The sequence below is a fragment of the Nocardioides sp. W7 genome, from assembly GCF_022919075.1.
GTDB lineage: Bacteria > Actinomycetota > Actinomycetes > Propionibacteriales > Nocardioidaceae > Nocardioides.
On the sequence record NZ_CP095078.1, the window covers coordinates 686,907 to 705,835 of the forward strand.

Consider the following 18,929-nt stretch of genomic DNA (forward strand, 5'->3'; position numbering starts at 1 on the left):
GATTCATCGGGCCTCCTCGAAGGTGTCGAGGTACGCCGCGTAGCCCTCGCGCTGGGCGACGAGCTCGTCGGTCTGCTCGGCGTACACCTGGTCGAACATCGACAGCGGGCTCGGGTCGGGCAGCGCCTTGCAGCCCTCGCGCAGGGCCGCGCCGAACTGGGTGGCCTCGTCGTCGAGCTCCTCGAAGAACGCGGCGTCGGCGAAGCCGTTGCGCTTGAGGTAGGCCTCCAGCCGGGCGATCGGGTCCTTCAGCTTCCAGCTCTCCAGGTCGGCCGAGAGCCGGTAGCGGGTCGGGTCGTCAGTCGTGGTGTGCGCGCCCATCCGGTAGGTGTAGGCCTCCACGAGGGTCGGCCCCTGCCCGTCGCGGGCGCGCTGCAGCGCGGCCTGGGTGACGGCGTACGTCGCGAGCACGTCGTTGCCGTCGACGCGGACGCCGGGGAAGCCGAAGCCGAGCGCGCGCTGGTAGAGCGGGATCCGGGTCTGCCGCTCGATCGGCTCCGAGATGGCCCACTGGTTGTTCTGGCAGAAGAAGACGACCGGGGCGTTGTACGACGCCGCGAAGATGAAGGCCTCGTTGACGTCGCCCTGGGAGGACGCCCCGTCGCCGAAGTGCGCGACCACGGCCGCGTCCCGGTCGGCGTCGCCCGTGCCGACGGCGCCGTCGCGCTGCATGCCCATGGCGTAGCCGGTGGCGTGCAGCGTCTGCGCGCCGATGACGATCGTGTAGAGCCCGAAGCCGAACTCCTCGGGGTCCCAGTCACCGTGGTCGACGCCGCGGAAGAGCCCGAGCAGCCGGAGCGGGTCGATGCCGCGGCACCAGGCGACGCCGTGCTCGCGGTACGTCGGGAACACGTGGTCCTGCTTGCGCAGCGCGCGACCGGCGCCGATCTGCGCCGCCTCCTGGCCGAGCAGCTGGGCCCAGATGCCGAGCTCGCCGTGTCGCTGCAGGGCGGTCGCCTCGACGTCGAGGCGCCGGGTCAGCACCATGTCGCGGTAGAAGCCGCGCAGCTGCTCCTCGGAGAAGTCGAGGTCGAACTCCGGGTGGTGGACCCGCTCGCCCTCGGGCGTCAGGAGCTGCACCAGCTCGGGGCCGCCATCGGTCTGCGAGGGGCCGAAGACCTCCGCGAGGTCGGGGCCGAAACCCGCTCCGCGGTCGGAGTGGTCGGCGGAGGGATCTGTGGGCGGGACGAGCTGGGACACACGCGCTCCTTCAGTTCACCGGCCTGGTGGGGTCACCGCCATGCCGCGTCACGGGTCGAACACTCGGCGCGGGGGTGGTGCGCCTGTGATCGAGACCACAAACAGGTGCCGCCAACCTAGCGCCGCGCAGATCGGCGTACCAAGTCTGCCCGGACGTCCCGCTCGGCGCGTGGGCGACTCCCAATTCGTCTCATCTCCCTAGGCTCGGCACATGGGATCTGACGTCATCACCGCCAGCACCGTCGTCGCCGCTCCGCCGAGCGTCGTCTTCGCGATTCTCGCCGATCCGCGCCAGCACCCGCGGATCGACGGGTCCGGGACCGTGAGGGGCACCGTCTCCGGCCCGGAGCGGCTCAGCCTCGGCGCGGAGTTCGGCATGGACATGAAGCAGGGCGCGTCGTACAAGATCACGAACCGGGTGGTCGAGTTCGAGGAGGACCGGCTGATCGCGTGGCGGCACAAGGGCGCGCACCGCTGGCGCTACGAGCTGGAGCCGGTCGAGGGCGGCACCCGCGTCACCGAGTCGTGGGACCTGACCCGCTACCCCGCACTGCTGCGCCCGGTGCTGCGCGCGCTGTTCGGCAAGAAGACCGAGGCCGCCGTTCGGGAGACCCTGGTCCGGCTCGCGGCCGCTGCCGCGGAGGACGCGGCGGCACCGGCGGGCTGAGTCTGGCCCGTCAGTGCACCTCGCCGAGGTCCTCGTGCTCGCGGTGGCTGGCGGGCTCGACCTGGAACGTGGTGTGCCGGACGTCGAAGTGGTCGCTCACGCAGCCGCTGAGCTCGTCGAGGGTGGCCCCGACGCCGCGCTCGGCGAGACAGGCGTCGGTGACCGTGACGTGGGCGGACAGGCTGGGGATGCCGCTGGTGATGGTCCAGGCGTGCAGGTCGTGGACGTCGACGACACCGGGGACGCCGAGCAGGTGGCGGCGTACCTCCTCCAGGTCGAGGTCCCGCGGCGCGATCTCGAGGAGTACGACGGCCGCGTCCTTCAGCAGCGACACCGACCGCGGCAGGATCAGCACCGCGATCAGCAGCGAGGCGATCGGGTCGGCCTGCTGGAAGTCCCACAGCCAGATCACCACGCCGGCGGCCAGCGCGAGGACCGAGCCGAGGGTGTCGGCGAGCACCTCGTTGAGCGCGCCGCGCAGGTTGAGCGAGTCGCTCTCCGAGCGGCTCAGCACCAGCAGGGACACCGCGTTGGCGACCAGGCCGGCGGTCGCGAAGGCGATCAGCAGGCCGGCCTCGACCTCGACGGTCCCGGGATCGACCAGCCGCATCGTGCCGGCGTACGCGAGGTAGACGCAGACCCCCAGCAGCACCAGGGCGTTCAGCAGCGCGGCGAGCACCTCGGCCCGGTGCAGGCCGAACGTCGAGCGCGGGCCGGCCGGGCGTGCGGCGACGTACGACGCCCCCAGGGCGAGCACGATCGCGGCCGTGTCGGTCGCCATGTGGCCCGCGTCGGCGAGCAGCGCGAGGGAGCCGGCCAGCCAGGCCCCGACCAGCTCGATGACCAGGACGGTGCCGGTGATCGCCAGCACCAGCCGCAGCCGGGCCCGGTCGGCGGCCCGTCCGCTCGCGTGCGAGTGGTCGTGCGAGTGGCCCATCAGGCCAGGCTAGAGGTCGGTGCCGTCGCGCCCGTGCGGGGCGTGCCACCCGGCGGGATCGGGACCGAGCGGCACGATGCCGGACGGGTTCACGTCGGTGTGCACGACGTAGTAGTGCCGCTTGATCTGCTCGAAGTCGATCGTCTCGCCGAAGCCGGGCGTCTGGAACAGGTCGCGCGCGTAGCCCCACAGGTGCGGCAGCTCGGTCAGCTTCTGCCGGTTGCACTTGAAGTGGCCGTGGTAGACCGCGTCGAAGCGGGCCAGGGTCGTGAACAGCCGGACGTCGGCCTCGGTGATCGCCTCGCCCATCAGGTAGCGGCGGGTTGCCAGCCGCTCCTCCAGCCAGTCCAGCGCGGTCCAGAGCCGGTCGTACGCCGCGTCGTACGCCTCCTGCGAGCCCGCGAACCCGCAGCGGTAGACCCCGTTGTTGACCTCGGTGAAGACCCGCTTCATCACGACCTCCATCTCGTCGCGGAGCTCGGCCGGCCACAGGTCGGGAGCGTCGGCGCGGTGGTGCTCGCGCCACTCGAAGAACAGGTCGTGGGTGATCCACGGGAAGTCGTTGGTGACGACCTCGCCGGTCGCCACCTCGACGATCGCCGGCACCGTGATGCCGCGCGGGTAGCCCGGGAAGCGCTTCTCGTAGGCGTCCTTGAGGAAGTGGATGCCGAGCACCGGGTCGACACCCCCGGGGTCGAGGTCGAAGGTCCAGCTGCGCTGGTCGTGGGTGGGTCCGGGCAGGCCGGCGGAGAGGACGTCCTCCAGGCCGAGCAGCTTGCGGACGATCAGGGCGCGGTTGGCCCACGGGCAGGCGGCCGCCGCGACCAGGCGGTAGCGGCCGGGCTCGACGGGCCACAGCGGTACGTCGCCCGGCCCGTGCTCGGGACGCCGCTCGTCTTTCGTGATCCGGTCCGGGATGTAGCTCATGTCCCGGTCGAACTCCCCGCCCTGGGCGACGTACGTCGGGGTGTGGTCCGCCTCGGGAGTCATGCCTGCCACTGTAGATGAAGACTCAACCACCTCGGGCCGTAGCGTTCGGGCGTGCGCCGTCTGATCCCGCTCCTCGTGCTGCTGCTCGTCGCGTGCAGCAACCCCGACCCCTCGTCGCCGGGCCCGACGGAATCCGGGGCGCCCACGTCGACCGGCACGCCGGCGGCTGAGCCGGGCCCCGGGGATTTCCCCGCTGAACCGGGGAAGTCGACGTCCCCGTCGAGCCCCACCCCCACCCCCGGCCCCCGGCCCGGCACCGTGCCGCCGACCTGGCTCGGCACCCGACCGCTCCCCGTTGCGGCGAGCGGGTACGGCGAGGTGCGGCCGACCCCGCGGGAGCTGCGCCGGCGTCGATTCACGCTGCCCGACCGGCTGCCGGCGCTGCCGGGCGACGGCTTCGCGGTCGAGGTCGCCTCCCCGCCGCCGGACGACGTGCTCACGCGCTCGACCTGGGAGCCTGGCTGCCCGGTGAGCCGGGACCAGCTCGCCTGGGTCCGCCTGACCTTCCGCGGCTTCGACGGGCTGCGGCACACCGGCGAGCTCCTGGTCGCGTCGTCGGCGGCCGACGACCTGGTCTCGGTGTTCCGGGAGCTGTGGCGTGCGGACTTCCCGATCGAGGAGCTGCGGATCAGCACCCGCGCCGAGCTCGACGCGGCCCCGACCGGCGACGGCAACAACACCGAGGCGTTCGTCTGCCGGGCGGTGACCGGCGGGACGTCGTACTCCCAGCACGCCTACGGGCTGGCGCTGGACCTGAACTCCTTCCAGAACCCCTACGAGAAGGGCGACGTGGTGCTCCCCGAGCTGGCGTCGTCGTACCTCGACCGCGGGCGGCTGCGGCCCGGCATGATCACCGCGGACGGCCCGGTCGTGCGCGCCTTCGCCCGGATCGGCTGGGGCTGGGGCGGGGCCTGGGCGTCGCTGAAGGACTACCAGCACTTCTCGCAGAACGGCCGCTGACCGGCGGCTCGGCCGCTGTGGATAGCCGGTCGCGGACCGCGCCCGACGGCGGCAGGCTCGCCGGGTGTCCGTGGTGGAGGTGCTGGTCGAGCTCGGCGGGGTCGCCACCCGTCGATAGCTGGTCACCGCCACCTCGCGGACCGCGGTCGACCGGGCCCTGGCCGGCGGTGACGTCGTGGCTCTCCAGCGGGGGCGCTACGCGCTGCCGACGGTCGACGACGCGCTGGCCGCGGCCCATCGACTGACCGGGGTTGTCTCCGGACTCAGCGCAGCGCTGCACTGGGGGTGGGCGGTGCAGACCGTGCCCGATCGGCCGGTGGTCACGGTGCCACGTGGCCGGCGGATCCGCTCCGCCACGGCCGGTGCCGTCTCGCTGCACGTCGCCGACCTCGGCGCGGACGACGTCGACGGCATCGTCACGAGCAAGGACCGGACGCTGCTGGACTGCCTGCGGCGGGAGCCCTTCGACAGTGCCCTCGCCGTTGCGGACTCGGCCCTCCGCGACGGCTTCCCGCGGCCCCGGCTCCTGGCCATCACCAGGGACGCGCGCGGCCCTGGGGCGACCCAGGCGCGGCAGGTCGCGCAGTCGGCCGACGCCCGGGCGGCCAACCCGTTCGAGTCGGTGCTGCGCGCCATCGCGGGCCGGGTCGAGGGCCTGTCCGTGGTCCCACAGGTGAGCATCCGCGAGCCACACTTCCTGGGCAGGCCGGATCTGGTCGACGAGCGGCTGCGGATCATCCTGGAGGCCGACTCCTTCGAGTGGCACGGCGGCCGGACCGCCCTCGCTCGCGACGCGCGCCGCTACAACGCGTTCGTCGTGGCGGGCTGGCTGGTGCTCCGCTTCTCCTGGGAGGACGTCATGCTGCAGCCACTCGACGTCCAGGCGGTGCTCGAGGCAGCCGTAGTCGGACGTACAGAAGCCCGGTGTCCAACCTGCCTGCCCGCCTGAGGAATCCCCCGCGGGCGGACATCTGTCATTCCGGCTACGAGCGACTCGGCGCGAGGCCGGCGACGAAGTCCAGCTTGTCGAGCACCGGGGCCGGGATCACGAACGGGTACAGGTCGTCCTTGCCCATGCTCCGGTTGATCATGTTCAGCGCGGCCGAGAGCGGGACCCAGATGCCGGTGACGACGTCGCGGAAGCTGGAGAACGCCGTGACCGGCGCGACCGAGGTCAGGCCGTACTCGCCGGCGGTCTCGATGGTGTCGCTGATGTGCAGGAAGTGCGCCCAGGTCTCGGCGAAGTCCTCGAACGGGTGCATGGTGGCGTACGTCGACAGGTAGTTCTCGGCCCAGTCCGCGGGCGGGCCCTCCGCGTAGTGCCGCTCGATCTCGGCCTGGTAGTCCGCCGACTCGTCACCGAACAGCTCGCGGCAGCGCGTCATCCGTTCCTCGCCGCGGACCAGCTGCCACTCGTAGTAGTGGCCGACCTCGTGGCGGAAGTGGCCGAGCATGGTGCGGTACGGCTCGGCGAGCTGCGTGCGGACCCGCTCGCGGTAGGCGTCGTCGCCCTCGGCCAGGTCGATGGTGATCACGCCGTCCTCGTGGCCGATCACGACGTTCGAGCCACCCTCGACCGACGGAGCGGACGAGAGCAGGTCGAAGGCCAGCCCGTTCTCCGGATCGGTCTCCTTGCCCACCACCGGGAAGCCGAGGGTGTCCAGGTCGACGACGAGGTGCCGCTTGGCCTGCTCGGCCACCGGAAAGTTCGCCAGTCCCTCCAGGTCCTCGTCGTTGGGTCGGGTCCGGGTCAGGTCGCAGGCGAAGCACTGGCCGCCCTCGATCGGCGCGAGCCAGGTGCAGCCGGAGAGGTTGAGGTTCGCGCAGACGTGCCAGACCAGCCCGCCGGCGTCGACGTACCGACCGTGCTCGTCGACGGGCACGATCGCCCGCTCCGCACGGGAGAAGGCCAGGGCCGTGCCGCAGGAGACGCACACGGAGTTCTCGAAGAACAGCGGGTTGTCGCACACCCGGCAGCGGAAGGACTTCACGCGGGGGTCGTACCCGAATCGAGGACCGGCGCCACGTCGACCGACACCCGCAGCGTGGACCGCTTGGCCTCGGTGAAGATGACGCCCTTCACGGGCGGTACGTCGCCGTAGTCGCGGCCCCAGGCGACGGTGACGTAGCGGTCGTTCGCGGCCTGGTCGTTGGTCGGGTCGAGGGCCAGCCAGGTCCCGTCGCCGCCGGCCGGGTCGGGCGCCCAGACCGCGACCCACGCGTGCGAGGCGTCTGCGCCCACGACCCGCTCTCTGCCCGGCGGCGGGTCGGTGGAGAGGTAGCCGCTGACGTAGCGCGCCGCGAGCCCGTGGCTGCGCAGGCAGGCGATGGTCAGGTGCGCGAAGTCCTGGCAGACCCCGGCGCGGCTGGCGAGGATCTCCGGCACCGTGCTGGTGACGGTGGTGGCCTTCTGGTCGTAGTCGAAGTCGGCGTGGATGCGGTGCATCAGCTCGGTCGCGGCCTCCCCGACCGGCCGGCCCGACAGCAGCGAGATCGCGGCGTACGCCCGGGCCTCGGGCGGGTGCTCGACCTGCTCGGAGGCGAGCGCGAAGTCGGTGGCCCGCCAGGCGCCCGGGGTCCGCGGCGCGAGCAGCGGCCGCGCCCGCTCCCACGGGGTGGCCAGCGCCGGGGCGTCGTACGACGGGGTCTCGACCGTGACGTCGCTGACGGCCGAGACCTCGAGCCGCCGATGGTCGCGGGTGACCTGGAAGTAGCTGACCGTGTTGCCGTAGTGGTCGGTGTCGTGGGACAGGTCGCCCGGGTCGGGGTCGACGGTGACCCGGGTCGCCGTGACCTGCTGCCAGGGCAGCTCGCGCGGCACCAGGTGGGCGATGCCCAGCGAGTCGGTGACGTCCTCGTCGTAGGAGTAGGTCGTGCGGTGGGTGACCCGGTAGGCGATCACGCCGGCTCCTCGACCAACGTCATCGCGGTGATCGGCCGTGGCGCCGGGCCGCCGGCGAGGTGCAGCTCGGCGATCGCCTCGCCGAGGCGGTCGAGCTGGCCCAGGAACGAGTCGAGGAAGGTCTCCAGGTTGGGCCGACCCACCCCGCCGATGGCGACCAGCGCCGCGAGCTCCTGCGCCTCCAGGTCGGCCACCAGGTCGTCGAGGAGCCGCTCGGGCCGGGTCGAGCCGGTCGAGGCGGGCAGCGCGGCCAGGTGCACCCGCAGGTCGGCGAGGCAGAACGCCAGCGAGCGGGGGTTGTCGGCGTCCATGAGCAGCAGGTCGAGCACGCCGGCCGGGCGGACGTAGCCGCGGTAGCGGCGCCGGTGGGTGACCGCACTCTCGGCCGAGAGCAGCACGGCGTTGAGCACCTCGCGGTCGACGTCCAGGCCGCGCCGGACCGTGGTCGTGCCGCGGAGCAGGTGGCCCAGCTGGAGGCCCCGCTCGAGGGACCGGCCCGCACCGAGCATGTGCCAGCCGGCGTCGCGGATCATGCTGGCGGTGACCCCCTGCAGGGACAGGATCCCCGTCAGCATCCGGCCGGCGCTCTCGGCGATCTGGTGGCTGTGCGGCGAGGCGAGCAGCGCCTCGGTGGCCCGGTCGGTGGTGCCGAAGGCACGCCAGATGTCACCGGAGAGCTGGTCGCGGACCCCCTGCAGCGCGTCGCGGAGCCCGCCGATCGCGTGCGCGGCCGACCCGGTCCGGCCAGCGTCGAGCACCAGCGAGCGGAACTCCTCGTCGAGGTCGTCGTACCGGTGACCCGCGAGCCGCTGCACGGCCCCCATCATCACCGCGAGGCCGGCCCCGCCGGTCGAGCGCGGCCGGGTGCCGAAGTCCTCGGCCAGCGCGTGCGCGGCCAGCACCAGGCGCAGCAGGTCCTCGGCGCGCTCGGCGTAGCGGCCGAACCAGAACATGTCCTCCAGGATCCGCGGCACCAGCACCGCCGCGGACCGGACGTTGGTCATCGGCAGCACCTCGGCCAGCCCCTGGTCGGGGTCGCCCGGCGCCGCCTTCAGGACCCACACGTCCTTGCTCCCGGCCGCCCGGTCGACGCCGCCGCCCGTCTCGTAGACGTGCGCGAGGCCCCCGACCATCGGGCGGTACGCCGAGCCGTAGCGCAGCGTGAAGGTGCGCAGTGTCAGCGCGCGCGGCCGCGGCCCCGTCGGCGACCAGGTCGGCGACTGGGACAGCGGCAGGGTCTCCTGGCCGACGTAACGGTGCGGCTCGTCGAGCAGCCGCTCGCGCAGGGCGGTCCGGGTCAGCCCGGCCAGCGCCGACGCGGAGCCGTCGATCGGCCGGACCACCAGGGTGTCGAGCCGGTCCAGCACGTGGTCGAGCCCGTCGGGGTCACCGCACCACCAGGTCGGTACGGCGGCCAGCCGCAACGGCTCGCCGAGCAGCGCCTCCGAGGCGGCGGGCAGGTACGGCAGCAGGCCGGGGTTCTCCAGCACGCCCGCGCCGAGTCCGTTGACGACCCGGACGCGGCCGCGGCGTACCGCCTCGACCAGGCCGGCGACGCCGAGCTGCGACTCGCCGCGCAGCTCCAGCGGGTCGCTCCAGGCGGCGTCGACCCGCCGCAGGATGACGTCGACGCGCTCCAGGCCGGCGCGCCCGCCGAGCGGCTGGGGACCCGGGCGCTTCATCCACACCCAGCCGTCGCGGACCACCAGGTCGCTGCCCTGGACCAGCGGGAAGCCGAGCATCGAGGCGACGAAGGACTGGTCGTACGCCGTCTCGGAGTGCGTGCCCGGCGAGAGTACGACGACGCGCGGGTCGGCCAGCTCGCCCTGCGCGGACTGGATCAGCGCGGAGCGCAGCGCCCAGAAGTACGGCTCGATCCGGTGCAGGCCGGCCTCGCGGTAGAGCTCCGGCATCACCCGGGAGACCACGCGGCGGTTCTCCATCGCGTACCCGATCCCGGACGGTGCCTGTGCCCGGTCGGCGAGCACCCGCCAGGCCCCGTCGGCGTCGCGGCCCAGGTCGGTGGCGGACAGCACCAGCGGGCGCGGGTCGGTCGCCGAGGCGCGCGCGACCACGCGGGTGAAGCCGCCGTGGCCGAGCACCACGGCCGGCGGGACGATGCCGTCGGCCAGCAGCCGCTGCTCGCCGTACAGGTCGGCGAGGACCGCGTTGAGGAGCTCCGCGCGCTGGGCGAGACCGACCTCGAGGCGGGTCCAGGTCGCGGCGTCGATGACCAGCGGCACCGGGTCCAGCCGCCACGGGCCGGCGCGCTCGCCCGGGCGGGCGTAGGTGACGCCGTCGTCGGCGAGGAAGCGGGTGATGTCGCCGTGCACCCGGTCGAGCTCGGGACGGGTCAGGCCGACGGCGACCTCCGCGAGCCCCTTCCAGGCCGGGCGCAGCGAGCCGTCCGGGCCGACGACCTCGTCGTAGCGCGCCGGCTCGTCGCCCAGCTGGGGCTGGCCGATGCTCTCCGCGTAGTCGCGCAGCACGGTCACGCGCCGATCACCGGCTCGGTCTGGGCGGCACCCGCCGCAGGTCGAGGGTGCGGGGGTACTCGCTGCTCGCCGCGCGGCGACCGGCGTCGCGGATCGCCGCGACGTCGAGGCGGCCCGCGGTGTGGCCGCGCGCCTCGAACCGGCTCGCGCGGCGCGCCTCGGCCTCGTTGGCGTTGACGGGCGGGTGGTCGTAGGAGCGCCCGCCCGGGTGCACCACGTGGTACGTCGCGCCGCCGAGGCTCACCTCCGCGGCCACGTCGACCACGTCGACGTGCAGCGGGGCGTGCACGGCGATGGACGGGTGCAGCGCCGACGAGGGCTGCCAGGCGCGGTAGCGGACCCCGGCGTAGAACTCGCCCGGGACACCGGTCGGCGTGAGGGGCACCGGGACACCCTGGCACGTGACCAGGTGGCGGTGCAGGTCGATCCCGCGAACGGAGATCTGCAGCCGCTCGACGCTCGAGTCGACGTAGCGCGCCGTACCGCCGGCGGTGGCCTCCTCGCCCAGCACGTGCCAGGGCTCGATCGCCTGGCGCAGCTCCAGCTCGACCTCCCCTCCGGTGGTCGAGCCTGTCGAGACCCGCGTGGCCCCGATCCGCGGGAAGCGGAACTCCGTGAACGGCGCCAGCCAGGACTCCTCGAACGCGATGCCGTGCGCGCGCAGGTCGGCGACCACCTCGCCGAGGTCGGCGATCGCGCCCTGCGGGAGCAGGAAGTCCTCGTGCAGGGCGGTACCCCAGCGGACCAGGGGCGCGACGAGCGGCCGCTCCCACAGCATCGCGACCAGGCTGCGCACCAGCAGCGCCTGCACCAGCGCCAGCTGCGGGTGCGGCGGCATCTCGAAGCCGCGCAGCTCCAGCAGCCCGAGCCGGCCGCGGGAGGAGTCGGGGCTGTACAGCTTGTCGATGCAGAACTCGGCGCGGTGGGTGTTGCCGGTCAGGTCGGTCAGCAGGTGCCGCAGCGCCCGGTCGACCAGCCACGGCCGCGGCTCCAGGCCGTGCTCCTCCTGCTCGGCGACCAGCCGGGCGACCTCGGCGAAGGCGATCTCCATCTCGTACGTCGCCTCCGGCCGGCCCTCGTCGAAGCGCGGGGCCTGGCTGGTGGGGCCGATGAAGCGGCCCGAGAAGAGGTACGACAGCGACGGGTGCCGCTGCCAGTAGGTGATCAGGCTGACCAGCAGGTCGGGCCGGCGGAGCAGCGGGCTGTCGCTCGGCTGGGTGCCGCCGAGGGTGAGGTGGTTGCCGCCGCCGGTGCCGGTGTGCAGGCCGTCGAGGTCGAACTTCTCGGTGGTCAGCCGGGCCTGCCGGGCCTCCTCGTAGAGCGTCTCGGTCAGGGCCCGCTGCTCGGCCCAGCTCGCGGTCGGCTGCACGTTGACCTCGATCACGCCGGGGTCGGGGGTGACGACGAGCTGGGTCAGCCGGCTGTCGGCGGGCGGGCCGTAGCCCTCGAGCACGATCGGGCAGCCGATCCTGCGGGTCGCGACCTCGATCAGCCGGAGCAGGTCGGCGTAGTCCTCCAGCCGCTCGGTCGGCGGCAGGAACACGTGCACGTGGCCGTCGCGGGCCTCGAAGGCGAGCGCCGTGGTGGGCGCACCCTCCGGGCTGATCACGGTCACGACCGGCACCTTCGGCTCCAGCGGCGTGCTCTTCTCCGGCGCCGGCCAGTCGCCCGGGTGCTCGGGGTCCTCCCACGAGATCGCGTCCAGCGGCAGCCGCAGCCCGACCGCGCTGGTGCCCCCGGTCAGCACCAGGCGGCCCCGACGGAACCGCCAGGCCGGGCTGGTCCACTCCTCGCCGGTGACGATCGGCAGCACCCAGCCCGTGGGGGTGGTGATGCTCGCGTCCAGCTCCACGACCGCTGCTTTGGTGGTCGAGTAGCGAGCGCCAGCGAGCGTATCGAGACCATCGCTCGCCGGCCGCTCGCCGTCCGGGCGTCGTACGTCCTCGGCGAGCGCGGCGAGCGGGTCCTCGTACGCCGGCCGCAGCTGCTCCGCGGGCAGCCCGAGCACCTGCGTGACCCGCCGGGCCAGCGCCTCGGCGTGCTCGGTCGCCGCCTCGTCGGTTCCGGTGGTCGAGCTTGTCGAGACCCCCCAGGGGTCGGCGAAGAGCGCCGGGTCCTGCCAGAGCGGTACGCCGTCGGTGCGCCACTGCAGCGCGATGTTCCAGCGCGGCAGCGGCTCGCCGGGGTACCACTTGCCCTGCCCGCGGTGCACGACCCCGCCGGCGGCGTACGTCGTGCGCAGCCGCTCGGCCAGCTCGGTCGCGAGCGCCCGCTTCTCGGGGCCGTCGGCGTCGGTGTTCCACTGCGCGCTGGTCGAGTCGTCGAGGGAGACGAACGTCGGCTCGCCGCCCATGGTCAGGCGGACGTCGCCCTCCCGCAGCCGCGCGTCGACGGCCTCGCCGAGCGCGTCGATGCGGCCCCACTCGGCGTCGGTGTAGGGCTTGGTGACGCGCGGGTCCTCGTGGACCCGGGTCACCTCGTTGTGGAAGGAGAAGGTCACCTGGACCGGGTCGGTCGCGCCCTCGATCGGCGCGGCGCTGCTCGGGTGCGGGGTGGCGCTGAGCGGGATGTGGCCCTCGCCGGCGAACAGGCTGCTGGTCGGGTCCATGCCCACCCAGCCCGCGCCGGGCACGAACACCTCGGCCCAGGCGTGCAGGTCGGTGAAGTCCTGCGCCGGGCCGCTCGGCCCGTCGAGCGCCTCCTGGTCGGCGGCGAGCTGGACCAGGTAGCCGGAGACGAACCTCGCCGCGAGGCCGTGCTGCCGCAGCAGGCTGACCAGCAGCCAGGCGCTGTCGCGGCACGAGCCGATGCCGATCCGCAGCGTCTCGTCCGGGGTCTGGACGCCGGCCTCCATCCGGACGCTGTAGGCGACGTCGCGGTGCACGGCGGCGTTCAGGTCGGCCAGGAAGTTCACCGTCGGGACGCCGTCGTCGGGCAGGTCACCCAGCTTCTCCTTCCAGGCCGCGGCCTCGCTGCTGTCCTCGACGGGGCGCAGGTACGGCGCCAGGTCGGCGGCCAGCTGCGGCTCGTAGGCGAAGGGGAAGCGCTCGGCGTACTCCTCGATGAAGAAGTCGAAGGGGTTGATCACCATCAGGTCGGCGACCAGGCCGACGGTGATGTCGAGGGTCGTCACCTTCTCCGGGAAGACCAGTCGGCCCAGCCAGTTGCCGAACGGGTCCTGCTGCCAGTTCAGGAAGTGGTTCGCCGGCTTGACGTCGAGGGAGTAGGCCTCGATCGGCGTACGACTGTGCGGCGCCGGGCGCAGCCGGACCACGTGCGGGCCGACGTTGACGGGCTCGGCGAAGTCGTAGGTGGTCCGGTGCTCGAGGGCGACCTTGATCGACATGTGCACAGCCTCCCCGACGGACGTTGCCGAACAGTAACGTCGCAGCGGGTACCGGTCGGCATGAAGAAGCTCTGGGCCGCCCCCGTCGCGGCCGTCGGCGCCGTCGGCGCCGTCGCCGCGCACGATCTCCTCCAGCGTCGCCATGCGATCCTGCGCAACTTCCCGGTCCTCGGGCACGCGCGGTTCCTGCTCGAGAGGATCGGGCCCGAGCTGCGGCAGTACGTCGTCGCCGCCAACGACGAGGAGCGCCCGTTCAGCCGCGACCAGCGGCGCTGGGTCTACGCGTCGGCGAAGCTGGAGAACAACTACTTCGGCTTCGGCACCGACAACGACCTCGAGCACGGCACGGGCAACGTGATCGTGCACCACCGCACCTTCGGCCGCGCCTACCCGAGCCACGGGGCGGTCGGGCAGCAGGCGCAGCTGCCGTCGGCGAAGGTGCTGGGCGGCCCGCGCGGGCGCCGGCACGCCTTCCGCCCGGCGTCGGTGGTCAACATCTCCGCGATGAGCTTCGGCTCCCTGTCCGGCAACGCGATCGAGGCGATCAACCGGGGCGCGGCCGACGCCGGCTGCCTGCACAACACGGGCGAGGGCGCGATCTCGCCGTACCACCGGATGGGCGGCGAGCTGGTCTTCCAGATCGGTACGGCGTACTTCGGATGCCGCGACGACGACGGGCGGTTCAGCCTGCCGCGCCTGAAGGAGGTGGTCGCGTCGGCGCCGGTGCGGGCGCTGGAGATCAAGCTCAGCCAGGGCGCCAAGCCGGGCCTGGGCGGGGTGCTGCCGGCGCCGAAGGTCTCCCGCGAGATCGCCGAGACCCGCGGGGTGCCCGAGGGGGTGGACTGCCTGAGCCCCTCGCGGCACGCGGAGTTCGACTCCCCCGACTCGCTGCTGGACTTCGTCGAGCTGCTCGCGGCCGAGACCGGGCTGCCGGTGGGCATCAAGTCGGCGGTCGGCGACCTCGGGTTCTGGCGCGAGCTCACCGACCTGATGGCCCGCGGCGACCGCGGGGTGGATTTCGTGACCATCGACGGCGGCGAGGGCGGCACCGGTGCTTCGCCGCTGATCTTCACCGACTCGGTCTCGCTGCCGTTCCGGATCGGCTTCGCCCGGGTCTACCGGGAGTTCGCGCTGCGGGGGCTGCACGAGGACGTCACCTTCATCGGGGCCGGCAAGCTCGGCATGCCCGACAACGCCGTGGTGGCCTTCGCGCTGGGGGCCGACATGGTCAACGTGGCCCGGGAGGCGATGCTCGCGGTCGGGTGCGTCCAGGCCCAGAAGTGCCACACCGGCGAGTGCCCGACCGGCGTCGCGACCCAGAACCGCTGGCTGGCCCACGGCCTGGAGCCGGTGTCCAAGGGCGAGCGGGTCGCCAACTACGTGCGCACCCTCCGGCGCGACCTGCTGAAGGTCTCCGAGACCTGCGGGGTCGAGCACCCCGGCCTCCTCGGCCCGAACGACATCGAGGTCCTCGACACCCTCGCCGACGGCCGGCTGCTCGGCGAGGTCTACCACTACGAGCCGGAGTGGGGCTTCCCGTCGGCCGCCGACCGCGAGGAGATCGTGCGGATCATGTCGGCCACCGACGAGGAGGAGACCCGGACCGAGGGCCCGCCCGAGACCGCCGAGGACGGGGCGGCCGGGGACGACCTGGCGGGCGGCGACCCGCTGTAACGCGATGTTCGCTGCACTACCCGCCTGCTGCAGCGTGCGGGTAGTGCGGCGAACATCGCGTTACAGCTGCCGAGACCGACCGCAAAGAACTGTTTGCAAATGACTCTTTGCGGTTCTACCGTGGACGCATGGACGACCTCACCCGGATCACGCCGACGCCGCAGCAGCTGAAGGCGCTCAGCCACCCGGTGCGGCTGCGCATCCTGGGCCTGCTGCGCACCGAGGGGCCGGCCACCGCCACGGGCCTGGCCGCCCGGCTGGGGCTCAACACCGGCGCGACGTCGTACCACCTGCGTCAGCTGGCGACCCACGGCTTCGTCGAGGACGACGCCGAGCGCGGCAACGGCCGCGACCGGTGGTGGCGGGCGGCGCACCAGTCGACCTACACCGATCCCGCCGACCTCGCCGACGCGAGCCCCGAGGAGCGGGAGACGTACGACGCGTACGCGCAGTCCGTGGCCGTCGTGCACACCGACCTGCTGCAGCGGGCCGTCGAGGAGCGGGCGCTGATGCCGCAGGAATGGCTGGAGGCGACCACGCTCAGCGACTGGGGGATCCGGCTGACGGCGGCCCGGGCGCGGGAGCTGGTCGACGCGATCGGGGAGCTGGTCGAGGGCTGGAGCGAGGACCCGGTCGACGACGAGAGCGCGGACTTCGTGGTCGTCCTGCACTCCTTCCCCTACCCCGGCCGGCTCGGTGGCGACCCGTCGTGAGGCGGCCGCTGTACGGCTGGCTGACCGCGGAGGCGGTGTCGCTGACCGGCACCCGGGTGTCGATGATCGCGCTGCCCTGGTTCGTCCTGACGACGACCGGATCGGCCACCAAGACCGGGCTGGTCGCGCTCGCGGAGCTGCTGCCGATGGTGCTGCTGAAGGTGCTCGGCGGCCCGGTGATCGACCGGGTCGGCCCGCGTCGGGTGGCGATCACCTGCGACCTGGCCTCGGTCCTGGCCATCGGGGCGATCCCGCTGCTGCACGGGCTCGACCTGCTGAGCTTCCCCGTCTTCCTCGCGCTCGTCGCGCTGGCCGGCGCGCTCCGAGGTCCGGCCGACGGGGCGAAGCACGCGATGGTGCCGTCGCTGGTCCGGGAGGCCGGCGTACCTCTCGAGCGGGCGACGGGGCTGCACTCGACCGTCGAGCGCACGTCGGGGATGCTCGGCGCCGCGTTCGCGGGTGGCCTGGTCGCGGCCTTCGGGCCGGCGAACGCGCTGGTCCTCAACGCGCTCACCTTCGCCGTGTCCGCCGGCGTGCTCGCCTGGTCGACCCGCGCCCTGCCCCGATCTGTGGAGAAGGTCGCCGAGTCGGCGCACATGTGCGCCGACTCGGCGGATTCGTCCACAGGCTATGGACGACAGCTGAGGGAGGGGTGGGACTTCCTGCGGGGTGACGCGGTGCTGCTCGGCATCTCGGTGATGGTCGCGCTGACCAACCTGCTCGACATCGCCTACACGACGGTGCTGCTGCCGGTGTGGGCCGACGATCGCGGCGGGGGCGCGGCCGCAATCGGGGTGGTGCTGGCCGTGTTCGGCGGCGCGTCCGCGCTCGGCGCGATCTGCGCGGCGGCCTGGGCGGCGCGGCTGCCGCGCTACCGGACCTATCTCCTGGCGTTCCTGGTCGGCGGGGCGCCGCGGTTCGTGGTCCTGGCGTTCGACACCCCGCTGTGGGGGGTGCTGGCGGTCTCGGTCGCGAGCGGCTTCGCGTGCGGCTTCCTCAACCCCGTCCTCGGCGCGGTGATCTTCGAGCGGATCCCCGAGCCGCTGGTCGGTCGGGTCTCCTCGCTCACCACGGCGATGTGCTTCGCGCTGATGCCGCTGGGCGGCCTGCTCGGCGGCGTGCTGATCGGCGGCATCGGGCTCTCCCCCGCCCTGCTCGCCGTCGGCGCGGCGTACTTCCTCATCACCACGCTGCCCGCCCTCGACCCGCGCTGGCGGGAGCTGGACCGGCGGCCTTCGGGCTCGTCAGGCGAGGCCGGCGCGGATGGCCAGGATGGCGGCCTGCACCCGGTCCCGGCTGCCGGTCTTGTCGAGGACGTTGCTGACGTGGGTCTTCACGGTGGACAGCGACAGGTGCAGCCGTGCGGCGATCTCGGTGTTGCTCAGGCCGGCGCCGACCAGGGCGAGGACGTCGGACTCACGCGTCGTCAGTGAGTACGACGCCAGGTCGGCGCGCCCGGCCGGCCCACCCGCGCGGACCCGGTCGAGCACGGTCCCGGTCACCTCGGGCGAGAGGATCGAGTCGCCGGCCGCGACCCGTCGTACCGACTCGACCAGCTCGCGCCCGCTGCACCGCTTGAGCAGGAACCCGCGGGCGCCGGCGGCGATCGCGTCGATGACGTACTCGTCCTGGTCGAAGGTCGTCACCACGACGACCGCCGGCGCGTGCGGGACGGCGGCGAGCGCCCGGGTCGCGGCGAGCCCGTCGAGCACCGGCATCCGGATGTCGACCAGCGCGACGTCGAGGCGCGGGTCGGCCCGGACCGCGTCGAGAAAGGCGCGGCCGTCCGGCGCCTGCACCGCCACCTCGATGTCGGGCTGGGATCCGAGGATCAGCGCGAACCCCTCGCGCACCAGCGCCTGGTCGTCGACGACGGCGACCCGGATCACGGCTGCCCGATCATGGGGCACCGATCGGCAGCACCACGTCGACGACGGTCCCGCCGCCGAGCCGCTCCGCGATCTCCCAGGACCCGCCCTGGGCGGCCACCCGCTCCTCGATGCCCAGGAGGCCGGAGCCGCGCCCGGGGGCCGCCGGCGTACCGATCCCGTCGTCGGTGACGCGGACCCGCAGGTGCCGGTCGAGCCGGACCACCTCAACGGCGGCCGCACCGGCCCGCGCGTGCCGGGCGACGTTGGTGAGGGCTTCCTGGAGGATCCGGTAGACGGTCAGCACCTGCACCTCGTCGAGATCGAGGTCGTCCCCGATCCGGACCCGGACGTCGACCCCCTGCATCCGCAGCGGCGCGGCCAGCAGCTCGTCGACGTCCGAGAGCCGCGGCGGCGCGGTCACCGTCAGCGGGACGTCGGGATCGCGGAGATGGACGACCAGCGCGTCGAGCTCGGTGAGCGCCGTACGCCCGAGCTCCCCGATCGCGCTGAGCGCGCGCTCGGGCTCGCCCACCAGGCCGGCCTCGGCCTGGACCACCATCGCGGTCACGTGGTGGCCGACCACGTCGTGGAGCTCGCGGGCCAGCGCGGTGCGCTGCTCGAGCCAGCGGGCCTGCTGCTCGAGCTCCTCGGTGTGCTCGACCAGCTGGACCGTCCGCAGCCGGGCGCGGACCAGCAGTCCGAGTCCGCCGCCGAGCGCGGTGGCGAGGAAGCCGGAGACCGAGGGTGCCCAGGCGGACAGCACCAGGGAGAAGACCGACCCGACCGTGCCGCCCACCCAGCCGGCGAGGGGCACCTCCCGCTCGTCCTCGACGACGGAAACCAGGACGGCCGCCGCCACCACCGGCCACAGGTAGGTCCCGTCACCGGTCCACGCGGCGACGAATCCCGCCGTCGTCGCGGCCACCCCCGCTCGCCACCCCGGGAGCGCGAGACCCGCGACCAGCGCCAGCGGGAGGATCCCGAGGACCCACACCGTGTCCGACTCGTCGGGGTAGGCCGTCGACGCCCCGAGCGCCAGGACCACGGCGATCGCCGCGACGACGTAGACGGCGCGACGAAGAAGGACGGGATCCCCGAGATGACGGCTCAGCGGGATGTGCACCCCGTCAGTCTCGGCGAGCGATGCCGCGGGTGCGAGGCGAAGCGGCGAAGT

General features: G+C 73.4%; 14 protein-coding genes and 1 pseudogene. 6 read left to right on the forward strand and 9 right to left on the reverse strand.

Going from position 1 to position 18,929, the window contains the following annotated elements:
- Positions 1 to 3: 3 nt before the first annotated feature.
- On the reverse strand, positions 4 to 1,083 hold the full coding sequence (gene pdhA / locus MUB56_RS03320) for a pyruvate dehydrogenase (acetyl-transferring) E1 component subunit alpha (RefSeq protein WP_348536722.1): 1,080 nt from the start codon (positions 1,081 to 1,083) through the stop codon (positions 4 to 6).
- A 328-nt stretch (positions 1,084 to 1,411) separates the two neighbouring features.
- Between pdhA and MUB56_RS03325 the strand changes: the two genes are divergently transcribed.
- Entirely contained in the window at positions 1,412 to 1,867 is a 456-nt protein-coding gene (locus MUB56_RS03325; protein WP_244930497.1) for an SRPBCC family protein, read from the forward strand.
- A gap of 10 nt (positions 1,868 to 1,877) precedes the next feature.
- Here MUB56_RS03325 and MUB56_RS03330 read toward each other — a convergent pair whose 3' ends face one another.
- Together MUB56_RS03330 and MUB56_RS03335 are read right to left on the reverse strand one after the other, a co-directional pair.
- Positions 1,878 to 2,804 carry a cation diffusion facilitator family transporter gene (locus MUB56_RS03330; protein ID WP_244930498.1) on the reverse strand — a complete coding sequence of 309 codons (927 nt, stop codon included), beginning with the start codon at positions 2,802 to 2,804 and terminating at the stop codon, positions 1,878 to 1,880.
- Positions 2,805 to 2,813: 9 nt separating this feature from the next.
- Entirely contained in the window at positions 2,814 to 3,794 is a 981-nt protein-coding gene (locus tag MUB56_RS03335; protein ID WP_244930499.1) for a glutathione S-transferase C-terminal domain-containing protein, read from the reverse strand.
- Positions 3,795 to 3,845: 51 nt separating this feature from the next.
- Here MUB56_RS03335 and MUB56_RS03340 point away from each other — a divergent pair, with 51 nt between their 5' ends.
- Together MUB56_RS03340 and MUB56_RS03345 are read left to right on the forward strand one after the other, a co-directional pair.
- On the forward strand, positions 3,846 to 4,754 hold the full coding sequence (locus tag MUB56_RS03340) for a M15 family metallopeptidase (protein WP_244930500.1): 909 nt from the start codon (positions 3,846 to 3,848) through the stop codon (positions 4,752 to 4,754).
- Between the two features lie 175 nt (positions 4,755 to 4,929).
- Positions 4,930 to 5,703 carry a DUF559 domain-containing protein gene (locus MUB56_RS03345; protein ID WP_244930501.1) on the forward strand — a complete coding sequence of 258 codons (774 nt, stop codon included), beginning with the start codon at positions 4,930 to 4,932 and terminating at the stop codon, positions 5,701 to 5,703.
- A gap of 34 nt (positions 5,704 to 5,737) precedes the next feature.
- Here the strand turns inward: MUB56_RS03345 and MUB56_RS03350 are convergent, their stop codons facing one another.
- Genes MUB56_RS03350 through MUB56_RS03365 form a run of 4 tightly spaced genes read right to left on the reverse strand, consistent with a single transcriptional unit; the run spans position 5,738 to position 13,497 of the window.
- Positions 5,738 to 6,745, reverse strand: coding sequence for a putative zinc-binding metallopeptidase (locus MUB56_RS03350; protein WP_244930502.1), 1,008 nt, complete (start codon positions 6,743 to 6,745; stop codon positions 5,738 to 5,740).
- Entirely contained in the window at positions 6,742 to 7,656 is a 915-nt protein-coding gene (locus tag MUB56_RS03355) for a transglutaminase family protein (RefSeq protein WP_244930503.1), read from the reverse strand. The genes MUB56_RS03350 and MUB56_RS03355 overlap by 4 nt, the downstream gene beginning before the upstream one ends.
- Positions 7,653 to 10,151 (reverse strand): circularly permuted type 2 ATP-grasp protein, encoded by a 2,499-nt coding sequence (locus MUB56_RS03360; protein WP_244930504.1) that lies wholly within the window; start codon positions 10,149 to 10,151, stop codon positions 7,653 to 7,655. The genes MUB56_RS03355 and MUB56_RS03360 overlap by 4 nt, the downstream gene beginning before the upstream one ends.
- Positions 10,152 to 10,158: 7 nt before the next feature.
- Complete coding sequence (locus MUB56_RS03365) at positions 10,159 to 13,497, reverse strand: transglutaminase family protein (RefSeq protein ID WP_244930505.1); 3,339 nt, start codon at positions 13,495 to 13,497, stop codon at positions 10,159 to 10,161.
- A 60-nt stretch (positions 13,498 to 13,557) separates the two neighbouring features.
- Between MUB56_RS03365 and MUB56_RS03370 the strand changes: the two genes are divergently transcribed.
- The 3 genes and pseudogenes from MUB56_RS03370 to MUB56_RS03380 all read left to right on the forward strand — a co-directional run.
- Positions 13,558 to 15,171: an FMN-binding glutamate synthase family protein gene (locus MUB56_RS03370; protein WP_244930506.1), complete on the forward strand. Its 1,614-nt coding sequence runs from the start codon at positions 13,558 to 13,560 to the stop codon at positions 15,169 to 15,171.
- Between the two features lie 128 nt (positions 15,172 to 15,299).
- On the forward strand, positions 15,300 to 15,884 hold the full coding sequence (locus MUB56_RS03375; RefSeq protein ID WP_244930507.1) for a helix-turn-helix domain-containing protein: 585 nt from the start codon (positions 15,300 to 15,302) through the stop codon (positions 15,882 to 15,884).
- A gap of 35 nt (positions 15,885 to 15,919) precedes the next feature.
- Positions 15,920 to 17,110 (forward strand): annotated as a pseudogene (locus MUB56_RS03380) (MFS transporter); the annotation flags it as partial.
- 18 nt (positions 17,111 to 17,128) lie between these two features.
- On the opposite strand, the gene MUB56_RS03385 reads toward MUB56_RS03380, so the two are convergent.
- Together MUB56_RS03385 and MUB56_RS03390 are read right to left on the reverse strand one after the other, a co-directional pair.
- Complete coding sequence (locus MUB56_RS03385; RefSeq protein WP_244930508.1) at positions 17,129 to 17,773, reverse strand: response regulator transcription factor; 645 nt, start codon at positions 17,771 to 17,773, stop codon at positions 17,129 to 17,131.
- 10 nt (positions 17,774 to 17,783) lie between these two features.
- Positions 17,784 to 18,878 (reverse strand): histidine kinase, encoded by a 1,095-nt coding sequence (locus tag MUB56_RS03390; protein ID WP_244930509.1) that lies wholly within the window; start codon positions 18,876 to 18,878, stop codon positions 17,784 to 17,786.
- Positions 18,879 to 18,929: the final 51 nt, after the last annotated feature.

What these genes read in the sequence shown, in the direction of transcription:
- MUB56_RS03375 (WP_244930507.1), top strand. Translation starts at nt 15,300, where the DNA reads ATGGACGACCTCACCCGGATCACGCCGACGCCGCAGCAGCTGAAGGCG.
- MUB56_RS03330 (WP_244930498.1), bottom strand. Translation starts at nt 2,804, where the DNA reads ATGGGCCACTCGCACGACCACTCGCACGCGAGCGGACGGGCCGCCGAC.
- MUB56_RS03370 (WP_244930506.1), top strand. Translation starts at nt 13,558, where the DNA reads ATGAAGAAGCTCTGGGCCGCCCCCGTCGCGGCCGTCGGCGCCGTCGGC.
- MUB56_RS03325 (WP_244930497.1), top strand. Translation starts at nt 1,412, where the DNA reads ATGGGATCTGACGTCATCACCGCCAGCACCGTCGTCGCCGCTCCGCCG.
- MUB56_RS03335 (WP_244930499.1), bottom strand. Translation starts at nt 3,794, where the DNA reads ATGACTCCCGAGGCGGACCACACCCCGACGTACGTCGCCCAGGGCGGG.
- MUB56_RS03365 (WP_244930505.1), bottom strand. Translation starts at nt 13,497, where the DNA reads ATGTCGATCAAGGTCGCCCTCGAGCACCGGACCACCTACGACTTCGCC.